Source organism: Pseudomonas fungipugnans, from assembly GCF_029955235.1.
GTDB lineage: Bacteria > Pseudomonadota > Gammaproteobacteria > Pseudomonadales > Pseudomonadaceae > Aquipseudomonas > Aquipseudomonas fungipugnans.
Genome location: NZ_JARBWL010000002.1, coordinates 1,730,004 through 1,746,632, shown reverse-complemented (window position 1 = coordinate 1,746,632; position 16,629 = coordinate 1,730,004). Strand labels below are relative to the sequence as shown.

Here is a 16,629-nt window from a genome sequence, read left to right as displayed (position 1 = left end):
AGCTTCGCGAGCAAGCTCGCTTCCACAGTTGGTCGCTTCTCCCTGTGGGAGCGAGCCTGCTCGCGAAGAGGCCATCAGATGCAGCAAAAATATTGGATCAGTCCCTCAGGTCGCATCCGCATGACTGACCATGCCCTTGATCACCACCGCCGTTGTCGCCAGCGCCGCCGGGATCACCAGCGCCGTCAGCACCTGCTCGAAATTCCAGCCAAGCCCCAGCAACGTTGCCCCCATCCAGGCCCCGAGAATCGCGCCGAAGCGGCCAATCCCGAGCATCCACGACACGCCCGTCGCCCGCCCTTGTGTCGGATAAAACCTTGCCGCCAGCGACGGCATCGCCGATTGCGCACCGTTGACGCACATCCCTGCCACCAACACCAGGGTCGCCAGCAACGTGATGTTGCCCAGGCTCTGCCCGACGGCGTAGGCAAACACTCCCGCCAACAGGTAGAAAATACCGATCACCTTGTGCGGATTGAAGCGGTCCATGGCCCAGCCCACACCGACCGCGCTCAATACCCCGCCGAACTGGAACAACGCGCCGATGAACGCCGCCTGCTCCATGCTCGCTCCGCTGTCGCGCATCAGCGTCGGCAGCCAGCTGGTCAACAGGTAAACGATCACCAGCCCCATGAAATAGGTCAGCCACAGCAGCAGCGTGCCGGTGCTGTAGGTGCCGGAGAAAATCACGGCGAAGACGTTGCGGGCCTTGACGGTCTTCTGTTCCGGCACACTGAAGCTCGATGCCTGCGCCACCACTGCCGGGTCAATGGGCGCCAGGGCCTTGCGCACTTTGTCGGTGCCACGGTTCCGCACGACAAGGTAGCGCGCCGATTCCGGCAGCCAGAACAGCAACACCACCGCAAGTATCAGCGGCAGGATCCCGCCGATCATCAGCAGGCTGTGCCAGCCGAATGCCGGGATCAGCTTGGCCGAGATAAACCCGCCACCGGCCATGCCCAGGTTGAAGCCACAGAACATGCTGGTCACCAGCAGCGACTTGTTGCGCTCCGGGGTGTATTCCGACAGCAGCGTGGTGGCGTTGGGCATGCCGGCGCCCAGGCCCAGACCGGTGAGGAAGCGCAGCACCAGCAGCTGTTCGACGTTGCTGCTGTAGGCCGAAGCCAGGCTGAAGGCACCGAACAACAGCACCGCCCCGACCAGTACGACTTTTCGCCCGAAGCGGTCAGCCAGCGGGCCGGAGCCCAGTGCGCCGAAGACCATGCCGATCAGCGCGGCGCTCATCACCGGGCCGAGGCTGGCGCGGTCGATGCCCCAATCCTGGGACAGCGCCGGGGCGATAAAACCCATGGCAGCGGTGTCGAGGCCGTCGAGAAAGACAATCAGGAAACACAGGATCACCACTCGCCACTGGTAGCGTGAGATGGGTTGGGCATTGATAAAGGACTGCACATCAAGGCAGTTCCCTACAGCAGACTGAGGCTGGTTCATTATTTTTATATTCCACGCAAGAACGCAGTCGGAGAGCGCCGGATGACGCTGGCGCGACATTAATAAGCCGGGGGAAAGTGCGTCAATTCGACAAACGCAACTGTGTGCGTTTATCGAACGTCTTCAATGCACACAGCTAGACCTGTGGCGAGGGAGCTTGCTCCCGCTGGGTCGCGCAGCGTCCCCTGTTCCCCAGAAAACCGGGCCTGCTGCACCGTCCAGCGGGAGCAAGCTCCCTCGCCACATTTACGTATCGATCAGGCGAACAACTGCGCGCTGAGGTCGCGACTGGCGCTCAGCAGCCCGGGCAGGAAACGCTGCTCAAGTTCGCTGCGGCTGACGCGCCCGGCATGGGTGCTGACATTGAGTGCCGCCACCACTTGCCCGGAAGCGTCATACACCGGAACGGCAATCGACCGCAGGCCCTGCTCCAACTCCTGATCAACGATGCACCAGCCTTGCTGCCGTACCTCTTGCAGGCATTCAAGCAACGTTTCGGGGGTGTGCAACGTACGGCTGGTCTTGGCTTGAAACTCCGCGTGGTCGAGGTACTCGCGCAAAGAGGTGTCATCCAGCGCCGCCAGCAGAATCCGGCCCATCGAGGTGCAATAGGCCGGCAGTCGCCCACCGACCGACAGATCAACCGAGATCAGGCGCTGGGTGGTGGCCGAGCGGGCTATATAAAGGATGTCATCGCCTTCCAGCGTGGCCATGTTGCAGGCTTCATGCAGTTGCTCACTCATGCGGTCCAGATACGGCTGGGCCGACACCGCCAGTGGCGTGGACGACAGGTAGGCATGGCCCAGCGTCAGGACTTTGGGCAGCAGCGAATACGTGCGCCCGTCGGTGGTGGCGTAGCCGAGCTTGATCAGGGTGTGCAGGCAACGGCGCACAGCCGCGCGGGGAATTTCCGTGCGATGGCTGATCTGGGCGATGGTCAGGTGCCGTTTGCGTTCCTGGAACGCTTGCACCACTGCCAGGCCACGGGCCAGGGACGTCATGAAATCCGGGTCGCCGGTCAGGGCCTGAATCCGTTTGGCCGGTGACGCAACGATCGGTGGCGCCACTGAGGCGAAGGAGTTGCGCATTTGATCGTTCATATCAGGTCCTTTTCCTAGACGGATCAACGGCTATTACAAGCGGCTCGCACGCTCCTGTACAAGCCGGGGCGCATCAAGATTGGGCGATTATCGAACCACAGACCGATAATCGCAATCGCTCGCCCTGGGCCAGGCTCAATGACGCATCGGCGCTTGCAGCAACCTTCAACTGAGAAGTAGCAGCAATAACTTGTTCGACTTAATGGCGCCAGAAACAAAACACTGCACCGTGCCGTCCAAACATGGGTTAACGACCGTTAAAAAGTTGCGGGTAACAAAAACATCACACACGCAGCAGCACTTTTAACTCCTCAGTGATAGTGTTCTTCGGATCGGCCGCTATAATACATCTCAGCGACGTGTCGGTTTCTTACTTGCCGAACGCGCTACCCGGCAATGCGATGTTCCATCGCCATTGTCAGCAGCCAGCGCCCGGCGCTCATCTCAAATGCCTTGCCAACGCGCTTGCTGGAACAAGAACCTGATGCTGCGTCAGCTGTTTTCTCTGGTGCCGTGGCCGCCTGCAACATGGAAGTGTTGATTGCCCAATCATTCAAAGGCCAATGCCTGCCAGGTATTGTCCTTTCGACGAGTGCGGTCAATAAACTCGATGCAGCGCGTTTCACCAGAATTTATCTCAACTCAAACAGGTAGCACTGTGACGAAAGACGAACTGCGCGCGGAACTTGAGCGCCAGGAACAACGCTACAAGGAAGTTTACGGCGGGGAAGTCACCACCTACGCCGCTCAGCCCGAACCGGAACGCAAGCCCTGGCGTAAACGCGCCACCGTTCAGGACCAGGCCTTCACCCAGGAACTGCAGAAGATGGAAAAGGAACTCAAAGCCGAAGAGCCTTGACCGCCGCGGCCTGAATCCTTCAAGGGTCTACGTCTGCATCCGTTAAAAGCGCGGTGCATCGACCATGCCTTTCGCGCCCGCTATGAGCGGGCAGCAGCCACCTCAGCCACCGAATGAGGCAAATGGCGCATGTCTGACTCGCTTCTCAGATATTTCACACAAGCGTTTGAGGTGTTCACAACCTCGACACAATCGCTTGCTCCTCAGTATTTTTCTTTTAAATTCAATTGGTTGCAAAACCCAGTAAAAGCCTGGGGCTTAGGGGCTCGTGGCAAATTAATTCGTTGAAGAATGTTACCGATGAGCAGCTAGTGCATTGATCGGCAGTCTTTTCTGGCATAATCGCGCCCCCTTATGACCGGGTCAGAAAACCTTCATGATCGATTTATTCAGCGGACTGGATGCTTGGGTGCTTGTGAGCCTCTTGCTCGCCCTGGCCTTTGTCCTCGCCTTCGAGTTCATCAACGGCTTTCATGACACTGCAAACGCGGTGGCCACTGTTATCTACACCAAAGCCATGCCGCCTCATCTGGCGGTGTTCTTTTCCGGTGTGTTCAACTTTCTCGGCGTGCTGCTGGGCGGTGTGGGCGTGGCGTATGCCATCGTCCACCTGCTGCCGGTAGAGCTGCTGATCAATGTGAACACCGGACACGGACTGGCCATGGTGTTCTCGTTGCTCGCCGCCGCCATCACCTGGAACCTCGGCACCTGGTACTTCGGTATCCCCGCCTCCAGCTCCCATACGCTGATCGGCTCGATCCTCGGCGTGGGCCTGGCCAACGCCTTGATCAACGACATTCCGTTGGCCGATGGCGTGAACTGGCAGAAGGCGATCGATATCGGCGCCTCCCTGGTGTTCTCGCCGATGGCAGGCTTCATTGTTGCCGCGCTGGTGTTGGTCGGCCTTAAATGGTGGCGTCCGCTGTCCAAGATGCACAAGACGCCGGACCAGCGCCGCAAGCTCGATGACAAGAAGCACCCGCCGTTCTGGAATCGCCTGGTACTGGTGATTTCGGCCATGGCCGTGAGCTTCGTCCACGGTTCCAACGATGGCCAGAAAGGCATCGGCCTGATCATGCTGGTGTTGATCGGCATCGTGCCGGCACAGTTCGTTCTCGACCTGAGCAGCACCACTTACCAGATCGAACGCACCCGTGACGCGACCCTGCACTTGAGCCAGTTCTACAAGCGCAACGCCGACACCCTGGGTGAATACCTGGCGCTGGGCAAAAGCGTGGAAGGCGATCTGCCGGAGAAATTCCGTTGCAATCCGCAACAGACCGAACCGACCATCACCGCCCTGCTCGGTACCCTTAAAGGTGTTGCGGACTATCACTCGCTGACGTCCGACAGCCGCATCGAAGTGCGTCGCTACCTGCTCTGCCTGGATGACACCGCGAGAAAAGTCGGCAAGCTGCCTGGCCTCGACGCCCGTGAAAAGGCTGACCTGGACAAGCTGCGCAAAGACCTGACCACCACCACCGAATACGCCCCGTTCTGGGTAATTCTGGCGGTCGCCCTGGCCCTGGGCCTTGGCACCATGGTCGGCTGGAAACGCGTGGTGCTGACCATCGGCGAGAAGATCGGCAAGCAAGGCATGACCTACGCACAGGGCATGTCGGCGCAGATCACTACTGCGTGCATGATCGGCCTGGCCAACATCTTCAGCCTGCCGGTGTCCACCACCCACGTCCTGTCCTCGGGCGTGGCCGGGACCATGGTCGCCAACAAAAGCGGCCTGCAAGGCGGCACGGTGAAAACCATCCTGCTGGCCTGGGTCCTGACCCTGCCGGCTACGGTGGGCCTGTCGGCCGGCTTGTTCTGGCTGGCGTCGAAAGCGCTTAGCTGATACGTCGCTGCAACGAAAAAGGCGCGCCTCGCAAGAGTCGCGCCTTTTTTATTGCCTGCCTTCTTCCAAACACCGTAGAACCACTGTGGGATTCGTGCTGGCAGTCAGATTTCTGCAGGCAAAAAAAGGGCAACCGAAGTTGCCCAAAATGCCTTGCGTGCTCATTACTCGGAAGGAACTACGGTTTTTTCCGCTTGTTTGCGTCCTTCCAGATAAAAAATCCAAACCCTGCGAAAAACAGAACCATGAGGCCGACTGTCAGCACTCCGGCGATCACCACGTTATCGAAAAACATGACTGGCCTCCTGCACTTGCCCTGTTGCGATGGGGCTAAGTTAACCAATCAGGCAGGAGAGAAAATTGACCGGGATCAATGGCACCCACGACAGGGCGTAAAGGAGGGTGAAAAACTGACCTGCATCAACCGATGCAGGGTGCTTCAACGCTTTTTCGGTTTGTTTTTCGGCTTTTTCTTGGCTTTACCCAACGGCATCGCCTGCTCGAACGCCTGACGCACTTCATTCAGGCGCTTTTCATTGAGGTCGTGAACCCGCTTGGCGCGTTCGCTGTTGAGGTCGATCAGTTTGTCGTCTTGGCTCATGGTGTGCAGGGCATCGCGTGGCAGGGATGCGCTAATAATGCAGGGTGAAGGCAGTGCTGACCAGCCGCCCGCTTAAATCTGGATATCGACCCACAGCCCCTGACGCGGCTCATCTTCTATCAACGGCGCCACTGGCACGGTGTTGTCGGCATTGAGTTCGTCACCGGGTATCGCCAAGTGCGCTTCGGGGTCGTCATCGGCTTCACGCCGACGGCGCTGACGCTCTTGCTGGCGGCGTTGCTCTTCACGCAGTTGCAGGCCCGCCGCTTCCGGATCGCGATTCTGCAAATCGATGGTGCTTTCGTTGGAGCTTTCCTGCACCGGTACTACCGGGGCAATGTCCGGGCGCGGACGCACCGGATCCTGCTGGGAGGTGATCGGCACGGCGCTCAAGGGGAGCATCGGTGGCAGCATGATTATGGGTCTCCTGTCAGCAGGCTGTCGGCTGCGCCGGTGGCGACTTGAGCCATTGGTCGCAAACTTGTGACCTGGTTGGCAGTCATTGGTGCCCTGGCCCGCATGCCATCGATCCTGGGACTGACGCAAGAGTGTGAGTTTTTATGAGAGTCCTTTGGCCCTCAAGCCCTCATTCCGTTAAGATAGCCCGCTTTTTCAAGGTGGGAGTCAGGCAGCATGGCGCAGCAGTATCAACCGGGGCAACGCTGGATCAGTGACAGCGAAGCCGAGCTGGGTTTAGGCACCGTTCTGGCACAGGACGGCCGCTTGTTGACCGTGCTCTACCCGGCCACTGGCGACACTCGCCAGTACGCGCTACGGAATGCGCCCCTCACACGCGTGCGGTTCTCCCCGGGTGATTCGATCACTCACTTCGAAGGCTGGAAACTGACCGTACAGGAAGTCGACGACGTCGATGGCCTGCTGGTCTACCACGGCCTCAACGCGCAAAACGAAGTGGTCACCCTGCCGGAAACCCAGCTGTCGAACTTCATTCAGTTCCGTCTGGCCAGCGACCGTCTGTTCGCCGGCCAGATCGACCCGCTGGCCTGGTTCTCCCTGCGTTATCACACCCTGGAACACACCAGCCGTCAGCTGCAGTCCGCACTCTGGGGCCTGGGCGGCGTGCGTGCACAGCCGATCGCGCACCAACTGCACATCGCCCGTGAAGTCGCCGACCGTATCGCGCCACGGGTTCTGCTGGCGGACGAGGTAGGCCTGGGTAAAACCATCGAAGCCGGTCTGGTGATCCATCGCCAACTGCTCTCCGGTCGCGCCAACCGTGTGCTGATCCTGGTGCCGGAAAACCTGCAACACCAGTGGCTGGTGGAAATGCGCCGCCGCTTCAACCTGCAGGTCGCGCTGTTCGACGAAGAACGCTTCATTGAAAGCGATGCCGCCAACCCGTTCGAAGACACCCAGCTCGCGCTGGTGGCTCTGGAATGGCTGGTGGACGACGAGAAGGCCCAGGACGCACTGTTCGCCGCAGGCTGGGACTTGTTGGTCGTCGACGAGGCCCACCACCTGGTGTGGCACGAAGACAAGGCCAGCCCGGAATACTCGCTGGTTGAGCAACTGGCCGAAGTCATTCCCGGCGTGTTGCTGCTGACCGCCACCCCGGAACAACTGGGCCAGGACAGCCACTTTGCCCGTCTGCGCCTGCTCGACCCGAACCGTTTCCATGACCTGGCCGCCTTCCGCGCCGAGAGCGAAAACTATCGCCCGGTGGCCGAAGCCGTGCAGGAGCTGCTGGACAAGGGCCGCCTGTCCCCGGCGGCGCACAAGACCATTCAGGGTTTCCTTGGCAACGAAGGCGAAGCACTGCTGACCGCCGTCAACGATGGCGACGCCGAAGCCAGCGCCCGTCTGGTGCGCGAGCTGCTGGACCGCCACGGCACCGGCCGCGTGCTGTTCCGTAATACCCGCGCCGCCGTGCAGGGTTTCCCGGAGCGCAAGCTGCACCCGTACCCGCTGCCCTGCCCCGACGAGTACCTCGAATTGCCGTTGGCCGATCACGCCGAGCTGTACCCGGAAGTCAGCTTCCAGGCCCAGCCGGACGCCAACGAAGAAGAGCGCTGGTGGAGATTCGACCCGCGCGTCGAGTGGCTGATCGATCAGCTGAAAATGCTCAAACGCACCAAAGTGCTGGTGATCTGCGCCCACGCCGAAACCGCCATGGACCTGGAAGACGCCCTGCGCGTGCGCTCCGGCATTCCGGCCACGGTGTTCCACGAGGGCATGAACATCCTCGAACGTGACCGCGCCGCCGCCTACTTCGCCGACGAAGAGTTTGGCGCACAAGTGCTGATCTGCTCGGAAATCGGCAGTGAAGGCCGCAACTTCCAGTTCTCGCACCATCTGGTGCTGTTCGATCTGCCGTCGCACCCGGACCTGCTGGAACAGCGCATCGGTCGCCTGGACCGAATCGGCCAGAAGCACATCATCGAAGTGCACGTACCGTACCTGGAAACCAGCCCGCAAGAGCGCCTGTTCCAGTGGTATCACGAAGCGCTGAACGCCTTCCTCAATACCTGCCCGACCGGCAACGCCCTGCAGCATCAATTCGGCCCTCGGCTGCTGCCGCTGCTGGAAAACGCCGACGACGGCGAGTGGCAAGCGCTGATCGATGAGGCCCGCGCCGAGCGTGAGCGCCTGGAAGCCGAGCTGCACACTGGCCGCGACCGCCTGCTGGAACTCAACTCCGGCGGCGCCGGCGAAGGTGATCAACTGGTCGAGGACATCCTTGAGCAAGACGATCAGTTCGCGCTGCCGATCTACATGGAAACCCTGTTCGACGCCTTCGGGATCGACAGCGAAGACCATTCGGAAAACGCCCTGATCCTCAAGCCGAGCGAAAAAATGCTCGACGCCAGCTTCCCGCTGGGTGACGACGAAGGCGTGACCATCACCTACGACCGCAACCAGGCGCTGTCTCGCGAAGACATGCAGTTCATCACCTGGGAACACCCGATGGTGCAGGGCGGCATGGACCTGGTGCTGTCCGGCTCGATGGGCAACACCGCCGTGGCGCTGATCAAGAACAAGGCGCTGAAACCCGGTACCGTGTTGCTGGAACTGCTCTACGTCAGCGAAGTGGTTGCCCCGCGCTCGCTGCAACTGGGCCGTTACCTGCCGCCGGCGGCGTTGCGCTGCCTGCTCGATGCCAACGGCAACGACTTGTCGGGCCGCGTCTCGTTCGAGACCCTGAACGACCAGTTGGAAAGCGTGCCACGCGCCAGCGCCAACAAGTTCATCCAGGCCCAGCGCGACCAGCTGACGCCACGGATCAACGCTGGCGAAGAGAAAATCACCCCGCGTCACGCCGAGCGTGTGGCCGAGGCGAAACGCCGCCTGGCAGCCGATACCGACGAAGAACTGGCGCGCCTGACCGCGTTGCAAGCGGTCAACCCGACCGTGCGCGACAGCGAACTGGTGGCCCTGCGCAACCAGCGCGAGCAAGGTCTGGCCATGCTCGACAAGGCTGCACTGCGACTGGAAGCGATTCGGGTGCTGGTGGCGGGTTAATCCCCTCTGCTGCACCGCTATAAAAGAAGGCCCGCAGCGATGCGGGCCTTTTTTATTCACTTCATTTTTTGTGCCGTTGCTGACGGCCTCTTCGCGGGCAAGCCCGCTCCCACAGGGAACGCACTCCAAATGTGGTAGGCCTGTTTTTTTGCGGGGCAACGGATTGCCTCTTCGCGATCAGGCAGTTGCCACAGAAACTTCTGGCTCAACCTCAGCCACCAACCCCGCTTTCATCCGCTTCGCATCGCGTACAAAACACCGCGCCGCCAAAAACAGAAACACCATGGTGAAAAACAGCGCCACCGGGATCAGGTACATCGCGTCATGCAATCCGACCGCCTTGAACGCCTCGGTCATCTGCCCGGCGCCCGCCTGCGACATCGCCATCTGGGCAAAATGATCGGACAAACCGCCCACCACCACCGGTCCCAATCCACCACCCAGCAAATACAACCCGGCAAAAAACAGCGCCATGGCCGTGGCCCGCAGGCGTGGTTCGACCACGTCCTGGATGGCCGTGTACACACAGGTATAGAAGTTGTAGGCAAACAACCAGCCTACACTGAACAGCGCAACGAACACGCCAATTTCGATCCGCCCGGCGTGCAGCGCCCAAGCGGTGCACACCGTCGAGATGATCAGGCTGAACGCGGCAAACAGCAGACGCCCATTGGCCACTCGCAGGTGAATCTTGTCGGCGACCCAGCCGCCGAGGGTCAGGCCGAACAAGCCGGTGATGCCGACAATCACCCCGGTTGCCACGGCGGCTTCCTGCAACGGCATCAGAAAATAGCGCTGCAGCATCGGCACCAGAAACGAGTTGCAGGCGTAGGTGGCGAAGTTGAAACAGAGCCCTGCCAGCACCAGCCACAAGAAAGTCGGCACGGCCAACACCCGGCGGATCGGCCGGCCCACGCGCTCCTGGGACACGCACACACTCTCGGCAGCGCCGCGTTTCGGTTCCTTGATGAAGAACATGAAAATAGCCAGGATCAGCCCCGGCACCGCAGCGATAAAGAACGGAGCGCGCCAGCTGTCGAAGGCCTTGACCATGGCGCCGATGGTGAAGAACGCCAACAACAGCCCCAGCGGCAAACCCAGCATGAAAATTCCCATCGCCCGCCCCCGACGATGAGCCGGGAACAGGTCGCCGATCAGCGAGTTGGCCGCCGGTGCGTAACTGGCTTCGCCGATACCGATGCCCATGCGTACGATCAGAAAACCCCAGAAACTGCCCACCAACCCGTTGACCGCCGTCAGCCCGCTCCACACCGCCAGGCCCCAACCCATGAGTTTGCTGCGCGAACCGGTGTCGGCCAGCCGCCCCAACGGCAGTCCGGCGATGGCATAAACCAGGGTGAACGCGGTGCCGATGATGCCCAGCTGAAAATCGCTGAGCTGCCATTCATGGCGGATCGGCTCGATGATGATCGCGGGGATGGTGCGGTCGAAGAAGTTGAACAGATTGGCCAGGAACAACAGGAACAGAATGCGCCAGGCATTCGCCGCTTGGGTCGAGTTCTGCATGGGTCCGTCTCTTTTATTGTTATGAGGCGTCACTGCCCCCGGAGTCTGCAATCTAGTCAGCTGTGCAAAAGCTGTCTGTGATCATTCGCCAGTTTGATAGCAGACCATGGCGCCCTCGCCGGCCTCCGGACACCACAAAACCCTGTGGGAGCGAGCTTGCTCGCGATGGCGGCGTAACAGTCGCCCTATTCGTTGGCTGACACTCCGTCATCGCGAGCAAGCTCGCTCCCACAGGGGACTTGCAGTGATGTTGTGCCGTCCGACCAAGCGTTGAAAAATACCTTCAGCCCCCCCTTCCCAACGCCGTTGCGAAGCCTAGAATAGCGACCTTCCCAGCCCCCTCCCTGCGTCCCCACCCCTTAGATAATCGCCCATGTCCGAAGCCAGTCCGTGTCTGAATTGCGGTGCCTGCTGTTCTCATTTTCGCGTGTCTTTTTTCTGGGGTGAATGCGCCTCTTCCGGGGGAACGGTGCCCGATGAGCTGGTCGCCTCCATCAGTCCCAGCCGCGTGGCGATGCTCGGCACCGACTGCAAGCCCACCCGGTGCATCAGCCTGAAAGGTGAAGTGGGCAGCACCGTGCAATGCTCGATCTACGCGCAACGCTCCAGCACTTGCCGGGAGTTCGAAGCATCCTGGGAGCATGGCGAAGCCAACGTCGATTGCGATGCAGCCCGAGCGGCGTTCGGGTTGCCACCACTGGAACCAGCCTTCGACATGCCTTACGAACAAAGCGCCTGAGCCTTAGCGCAAACGGCTATCAGACTAATTTCAAAATCATTGGCACCAATGTGCCACCATCCCTTGCGCTCCTGGCACGGCCTCTATACTCCATCCATTCGCCAGCATCTAAGGCGCGGGCCAGGATGACTCAGAGACGGGGCATGCTATGGATTGGCTTGGTTTGCAGTTTATTACCGAGTTGCCGCGCAGCGGGCAGGTCATACTCAACTGCACACATGATCCGTTTTTGGTGCTGGCCGCCTACCTGGTGGCCTGCGCGGCCAGTTTTGCGACCCTGGACACCGCCGAGCGTGTCGGGCATGCAGACAACCCCACCTCGCAGCGACTGTGGCGCTGGGTCGGCGCCGCATGCCTGGCCGGTGGCCTCTGGACCATGCATTTCATCGGCATGCTGGCCTTTCAGGTGCCCCTGGAGGTCCACTACAGACTCCCGACCATTTTGCTCTCGCTATTCTTCGCCTTCGGCGCTTCGCTGCTGGCGATGTATAGCCTTGGCCAGCCCCGGCATACCCTCTGGCAGTACGTCCGGACGTCGGTCTGGATCGGCTTTGGCATCGCCAGCATGCACTACGTCGGCATGGCCGCCCTGCAATCCAGTGCCAAGGCTTATTACCAACCCGGGTTGTTCGTCCTGTCGATCCTGATCGGCATCGCTGCCAGCCTGGCCACGTTGTCGATTGCCCGGCACCTTCGCGACGGCAGCGGCATGTTCCATCAATTGCTCAAATACGCCACCAGCCTGGTGCTGGGCGCGGGCATCATCGGCATGCACTTCACCGCCATGGCCGCGCTCAACCTGGTGGTGCCTGTCGGTAGCGTGCTGATCGCGCCAAGCGCCAACAATCACCTGCAACTGGGGCTGACGGTGGCGGTCATCATGCTGCTGATCATCGGCAGCGTGATCAGCGCAGCGCTGGCCGACAAAAAGCTGCAAAACAAGGAGCGCGACCTGCGCCGGGTCAATGCCCTGCTCAGCCAGCTTGATCAGGCGCGCATGTCGCTGCAACAGGTGGCGCACTACGACGCCCTGACCAATCTGATCAATCGTCGGGGTTTCAACCAGATCTTTGCCGAAAAGCTCATCGAGAAAACCACCGAAGGCGGCATGCTGGCCGTGATGTTCCTCGACATCGATCACTTCAAACGAATCAATGACAGCCTTGGCCACGACGCTGGCGACGAATTGCTCAAAGTCATCGCCCATCACATCAAGGGGTCGGTACGCAGCCACGACGATGTCGTGGCGCGGTTCGGCGGCGACGAGTTCTGCATTCTTATCGGCCTGCGCGAGCGCGAGGAAGCGCGACACATGGCCCAGCGCATCATGTTGAAAATGAAAGAGCCGATCGAGTTGGCCGGGCGGCGCATGGTCATGACCACCAGCATCGGCATCAGCCTGTTCCCCGAAGACGGCAACACGTGCGAGGACCTGCTGAAAAACGCCGATCTGGCGCTGTACCAGTCCAAGGGCAGCGGACGTAACAGCTTGCATTTTTTCAGCTCCAACATGAAAACCCGCGCCACGCTGGAACTGCAACTCGAAGAAGAATTGCGCTACGCCCTGCGCGAGGAAGCCGGGCTGATGCTCTACTACCAGCCGATCTACGACCTCAAAACCGGGCAGGTCACCAAGCTGGAAGCCCTGATCCGCTGGCAGCATCCGGTCCTTGGCCTGCTTCCCCCGGACCGTTTCATCAGCATCGCCGAAAACAACGGCCTGATTGCCGAGCTCGACAACTGGGTGCTGCGCAAAGCCTGCGAGGACTTGGGCACACTCTCCCGACAGGGATGCGAGGAGCTGAAAATCGCCGTGAACTGTTCGCCGCTGAACCTGGCCCGGGAAGAGCTGGCCGACGAAATCGAACATGCCCTGCGCCTGGCCGGCGTCGCGCCCCAGCGGCTGGAACTGGAAGTGACCGAAAACGCGCTGATGGGCAACATCGCCAATACGCTGGTGCTGTTGCGGCAGATCCGCGCCCTCGGAGTTTCTCTGTCGATCGACGACTTCGGCACCGGATATTCGTCCCTGGCCTATCTCAAGCGCCTGCCACTCAATACGCTGAAAATCGACCGTTCATTCATCCAGGATATCCCCAAGGCCACCCAGGACATGGAGATCGTCCAGGCAATCATTGTCATGGCCCACACCCTGCATTTGCAGGTGGTTACCGAAGGCGTCGAAACCCTGGAGCAATACGAATTCCTGGAGCGCCACGGTTGCGATTTCGTCCAGGGTTATCTGCTCAGTCGGCCGGTGTCACTGGAGGAGTTACTGCCGGTGCTACACGAAATCAACCAACGCAAACACAGTCACTCGGTCAGCCCTCTGAGTCTGGCTCGCGGTATAACGGCACTAACGTCGCCGGATCCTTTTCCTAAAAGCCCTGGCCCCCATGGAGGCGGATCGGTTGTGCGTCCAATCCGCTGAGGGCGCGCGCGACTCCTGGTGATGACCGCAGGTCAAGCGCGCTCCCACACGTTTGGGCACTCGCCTGACAGGGTTGCCATCATCTTGCCTCCTTTTGATTAAAGATCGCCGAATATTGGCCGATTCATCATGATTCAGGAAAGGATTCCCCCAAGTAACGTTCAGGCCAAGTCCCTGACGTCTGGGCAAATATCGCGCTACAAGTCGCGAGAATCCATTCCGTGATGGCTCGTCGCACCAGGTCGGCGAGCCAACCAGTCCAGGTATATGGCGCACAATGACTTCCAAGAACAATCCGGCCACTGCGGTATCCGATCTGACCCTGAGCCCCGCGGCCAACAGCCCCGCCCCGTCAAAGCCATTGATTGCATCGCGCCCGCTGGCAACCCAGCAATACCTGTACTTCACCGAAACCAATACCGACCGCATCCTCGATAACCTCGACGGCCTGCGCGACATGGTGTTCCCGCGCCCACCGCATCAGGAAGGCGACAGCGAACAGCACAACGAGCAGGAATTCCCCTCGGTGTGCCTGATCGGCCTGGGCCGTTGCGGCTCCAACATTGCGCTGGACGTGGCGGAGCTGGTGTACAACGCCCGCAAGTTCTACCTCAACGAATTCAACAACGAAGATCGCCTGTCGCCGGACAAACGCTACGCCGAAAAGGGCTACAGCCCGGCACAGTGGATCCGCAACAACCTGCGCCTGGGCCCGAACAAGGCGACCAAACCGGTGTTCCTGGTCGAGCCGCTGGTGATGCTGGGCGACCTGGACAAGGACATCGCCGGGCGCATCCGCTTCTCGCGCAAGGGCGAAAAAAGCGGCTTTTTGCGCGACTACAGCAAAATGAAAATCATGGACTTGTCGGAAGTCCATGCCGGTGGCGCCGGTAACGCGCCGATCCTCGGCCAGTACCTGGCCAAGATCATCCTGAACAAGGACACCCAGCGTTTCTCCAGCCCGGACTGGAAAATGATTCACTCGTACCTGATCGACAGCTGCGGCATCAAGGCCAACCAGTCGCGCCTGTATTTCTCGATCTTCAGTGCCGGCGGCGGAACGGGCTCGGGCATGGCCTCGGAATTCGGCCTGGCCCAGCAGCACTCGTACATGAACAAGACGTTCGACACCAAACCGGTGGACGAGCACGACAGCAAGAGCGGCCACTCCTTCGTCTTCGAGCCGATCTTCACCAGCGGCATCTGTGTGCTGCCGAACATTTCCGATCACCGCAGCGAAATGTCCGAGGCGCTGCACATCAACGCCGGTCGCCTGCTGTGCAAATACCTGTCGGAAGAATGGGACTTTTCCTACAACTTCGACAATGAAGACAGCAGCGAAGCCAGCGTCATGGGCCGTATTCGTCCATGGAACGCGATGATGCTGATCTCCAACGACATCATGCGTTATGCCGAAGAAAGCGATGACGGCAACATTCAGAACATCGACGTCAACGCGATGGAAAAGCACGCGAACCAGTACATCTCGCAGCAGATCTTCAACATTCTGACGGCGCAGGCGGTCACCACTGACTACGACCAGAACTATTTCCGTCGTGCCGGTATCGACATCGGCGAAACCATTCGCCTGGACGCCAACGATCTGTTCATGAGCCTCGCCGGCCCGGTGGCGATTGCCTATGCCGAATCCGTGGTGCCGGAAACGCCGCCGCCGAGCAGCGACAAGTTCAAGGTATTCGACAAAGAGCCGCAGCGCCTGAACATCGACGACCTGTTCTTCCGCTCCATCGACCTGCCGCACTTCAACAAGGTCACCCAGGCCATCGAAGGCATCAGCCTGCTGCCGATCGAGTCCAAGCGCTATCGCGCCTCGCTTGAGCAGTACAAGAATTCCGGCTACGACGCGGCCGCGTTGCACGACCTGCATTTCTTCAAGAACTGCTCGTCAGTGGTGTCGATCGTCTCGCTGCCCAAGGACTACAAGCTGTCCTACATGGACCTCAACCGCTTGAAGACCCACCTTAACAGCCTGTTCCCCAACACCACGCTCAAGCGTTACGCACTGGTGATCGGCGCTTCGGCCAACCTGTCGCTGACCACCTTGATCGCCAAGAGCCCGTGCCTGTCGGACGACTTCCTGACCCTGATCGTGGCCTTCATCAAGCGCTGCTTTGCGAAAAATCCGTACCGCTTCGACGAGACCCTGGACAACTCGATCCTCGACTTCATCATCAATGAAGAGTTTGACGAAGGCCTGATCGACGACCTGCTCAACGAATTCGAAAACCCGGCAAAAATCCTCGACACCAACTGGTACGCGATCAAGCCGATGTACGAGAAGAAGTACCGCGAGCTGATCAACGACAAGGACAAGTTCGTCTCGATCAACGACATTCGCCTGTCGCGCGATTGCGTGAAGAAGGCGATCAAGTACCTGCGCGAGATCTACCGCCACCGGATTGGCAAGACCAAGGTTATTTCGCTGAATAACCATACTGGCAAGACGTTTTAAGGTCCGGCGCGAGACCGGGTTGCCCCCAATCGCGAGCAAGCTCGCTCCCACAGTTGACCGCATTCATTCAGACAGAATGCGGTCAACTGTGGGAGCGAGCTTGCTCGCGATGACGGCC

13 protein-coding genes are annotated in these 16,629 nt (G+C 60.1%); 7 read left to right on the top strand and 6 right to left on the bottom strand.

All coding sequences use genetic code 11. The features are described 5' to 3' along the window. Positions 1-105: 105 nt before the first annotated feature. Entirely contained in the window at positions 106-1,452 is a 1,347-nt protein-coding gene (pcaK, locus tag POF45_RS22885) for a 4-hydroxybenzoate transporter PcaK (RefSeq protein ID WP_282316826.1), read from the bottom strand. A 257-nt stretch (positions 1,453-1,709) separates the two neighbouring features. Beyond that, the gene (pcaR, locus tag POF45_RS22880) at positions 1,710-2,552 is read right to left on the bottom strand and encodes a pca regulon transcriptional regulator PcaR (RefSeq protein ID WP_259500192.1); all 843 of its coding nucleotides are present in this window, start codon (positions 2,550-2,552) and stop codon (positions 1,710-1,712) included. A gap of 396 nt (positions 2,553-2,948) precedes the next feature. Between pcaR and POF45_RS22875 the strand changes: the two genes are divergently transcribed. The 3 genes from POF45_RS22875 to POF45_RS22865 all read left to right on the top strand — a co-directional run bounded on the left by POF45_RS22875 (position 2,949) and on the right by POF45_RS22865 (position 5,260). Further along, positions 2,949-3,206 (top strand): hypothetical protein, encoded by a 258-nt coding sequence (locus POF45_RS22875; RefSeq protein ID WP_259500190.1) that lies wholly within the window; start codon positions 2,949-2,951, stop codon positions 3,204-3,206. A gap of 4 nt (positions 3,207-3,210) precedes the next feature. Next, positions 3,211-3,411, top strand: coding sequence for a hypothetical protein (locus tag POF45_RS22870; protein WP_007935837.1), 201 nt, complete (start codon positions 3,211-3,213; stop codon positions 3,409-3,411). Between the two features lie 376 nt (positions 3,412-3,787). Then, entirely contained in the window at positions 3,788-5,260 is a 1,473-nt protein-coding gene (locus tag POF45_RS22865; RefSeq protein WP_259500184.1) for an inorganic phosphate transporter, read from the top strand. 178 nt (positions 5,261-5,438) lie between these two features. On the opposite strand, the gene ccoM is transcribed toward POF45_RS22865, so the two are convergent. The 3 genes from ccoM to POF45_RS22850 form a co-directional block, all read right to left on the bottom strand. Further along, positions 5,439-5,555: a cytochrome c oxidase subunit CcoM gene (gene ccoM, locus POF45_RS22860; protein WP_015634423.1), complete on the bottom strand. Its 117-nt coding sequence runs from the start codon at positions 5,553-5,555 to the stop codon at positions 5,439-5,441. Between the two features lie 144 nt (positions 5,556-5,699). After that, positions 5,700-5,861, bottom strand: a complete 162-nt coding sequence (locus tag POF45_RS22855; RefSeq protein WP_007935839.1) for a hypothetical protein — start codon at positions 5,859-5,861, stop codon at positions 5,700-5,702. 72 nt (positions 5,862-5,933) lie between these two features. Beyond that, positions 5,934-6,275, bottom strand: a complete 342-nt coding sequence (locus POF45_RS22850; RefSeq protein WP_259500179.1) for an aspartate-semialdehyde dehydrogenase — start codon at positions 6,273-6,275, stop codon at positions 5,934-5,936. 219 nt (positions 6,276-6,494) lie between these two features. On the opposite strand from POF45_RS22850, the gene rapA reads away from it, so the two are divergent. Further along, positions 6,495-9,341, top strand: coding sequence for an RNA polymerase-associated protein RapA (gene rapA / locus POF45_RS22845; protein WP_282316825.1), 2,847 nt, complete (start codon positions 6,495-6,497; stop codon positions 9,339-9,341). Positions 9,342-9,518: 177 nt separating this feature from the next. On the opposite strand, the gene POF45_RS22840 is transcribed toward rapA, so the two are convergent. Continuing rightward, on the bottom strand, positions 9,519-10,868 hold the full coding sequence (locus POF45_RS22840; protein ID WP_282316824.1) for a spinster family MFS transporter: 1,350 nt from the start codon (positions 10,866-10,868) through the stop codon (positions 9,519-9,521). Positions 10,869-11,241: 373 nt separating this feature from the next. Here POF45_RS22840 and POF45_RS22835 point away from each other — a divergent pair, with 373 nt between their 5' ends. From POF45_RS22835 to POF45_RS22825, 3 genes are all read left to right on the top strand, one after another. Continuing rightward, positions 11,242-11,607 carry a YkgJ family cysteine cluster protein gene (locus POF45_RS22835; RefSeq protein WP_259500174.1) on the top strand — a complete coding sequence of 122 codons (366 nt, stop codon included), beginning with the start codon at positions 11,242-11,244 and terminating at the stop codon, positions 11,605-11,607. A 148-nt stretch (positions 11,608-11,755) separates the two neighbouring features. Further along, on the top strand, positions 11,756-14,038 hold the full coding sequence (locus tag POF45_RS22830) for a putative bifunctional diguanylate cyclase/phosphodiesterase (protein WP_282316823.1): 2,283 nt from the start codon (positions 11,756-11,758) through the stop codon (positions 14,036-14,038). A 277-nt stretch (positions 14,039-14,315) separates the two neighbouring features. After that, complete coding sequence (locus tag POF45_RS22825) at positions 14,316-16,511, top strand: hypothetical protein (RefSeq protein ID WP_259500169.1); 2,196 nt, start codon at positions 14,316-14,318, stop codon at positions 16,509-16,511. Positions 16,512-16,629 lie beyond the last annotated feature (118 nt).

What these genes read in the sequence shown, in the direction of transcription:
- POF45_RS22850 (WP_259500179.1), bottom strand. Translation starts at nt 6,275, where the DNA reads ATGCTGCCACCGATGCTCCCCTTGAGCGCCGTGCCGATCACCTCCCAG.
- POF45_RS22855 (WP_007935839.1), bottom strand. Translation starts at nt 5,861, where the DNA reads ATGAGCCAAGACGACAAACTGATCGACCTCAACAGCGAACGCGCCAAG.
- pcaR (WP_259500192.1), bottom strand. Translation starts at nt 2,552, where the DNA reads ATGAACGATCAAATGCGCAACTCCTTCGCCTCAGTGGCGCCACCGATC.
- POF45_RS22865 (WP_259500184.1), top strand. Translation starts at nt 3,788, where the DNA reads ATGATCGATTTATTCAGCGGACTGGATGCTTGGGTGCTTGTGAGCCTC.
- POF45_RS22830 (WP_282316823.1), top strand. Translation starts at nt 11,756, where the DNA reads ATGGATTGGCTTGGTTTGCAGTTTATTACCGAGTTGCCGCGCAGCGGG.
- pcaK (WP_282316826.1), bottom strand. Translation starts at nt 1,452, where the DNA reads ATGAACCAGCCTCAGTCTGCTGTAGGGAACTGCCTTGATGTGCAGTCC.
- POF45_RS22835 (WP_259500174.1), top strand. Translation starts at nt 11,242, where the DNA reads ATGTCCGAAGCCAGTCCGTGTCTGAATTGCGGTGCCTGCTGTTCTCAT.
- rapA (WP_282316825.1), top strand. Translation starts at nt 6,495, where the DNA reads ATGGCGCAGCAGTATCAACCGGGGCAACGCTGGATCAGTGACAGCGAA.
- POF45_RS22825 (WP_259500169.1), top strand. Translation starts at nt 14,316, where the DNA reads ATGACTTCCAAGAACAATCCGGCCACTGCGGTATCCGATCTGACCCTG.
- ccoM (WP_015634423.1), bottom strand. Translation starts at nt 5,555, where the DNA reads ATGTTTTTCGATAACGTGGTGATCGCCGGAGTGCTGACAGTCGGCCTC.
- POF45_RS22840 (WP_282316824.1), bottom strand. Translation starts at nt 10,868, where the DNA reads ATGCAGAACTCGACCCAAGCGGCGAATGCCTGGCGCATTCTGTTCCTG.
- POF45_RS22875 (WP_259500190.1), top strand. Translation starts at nt 2,949, where the DNA reads ATGCGATGTTCCATCGCCATTGTCAGCAGCCAGCGCCCGGCGCTCATC.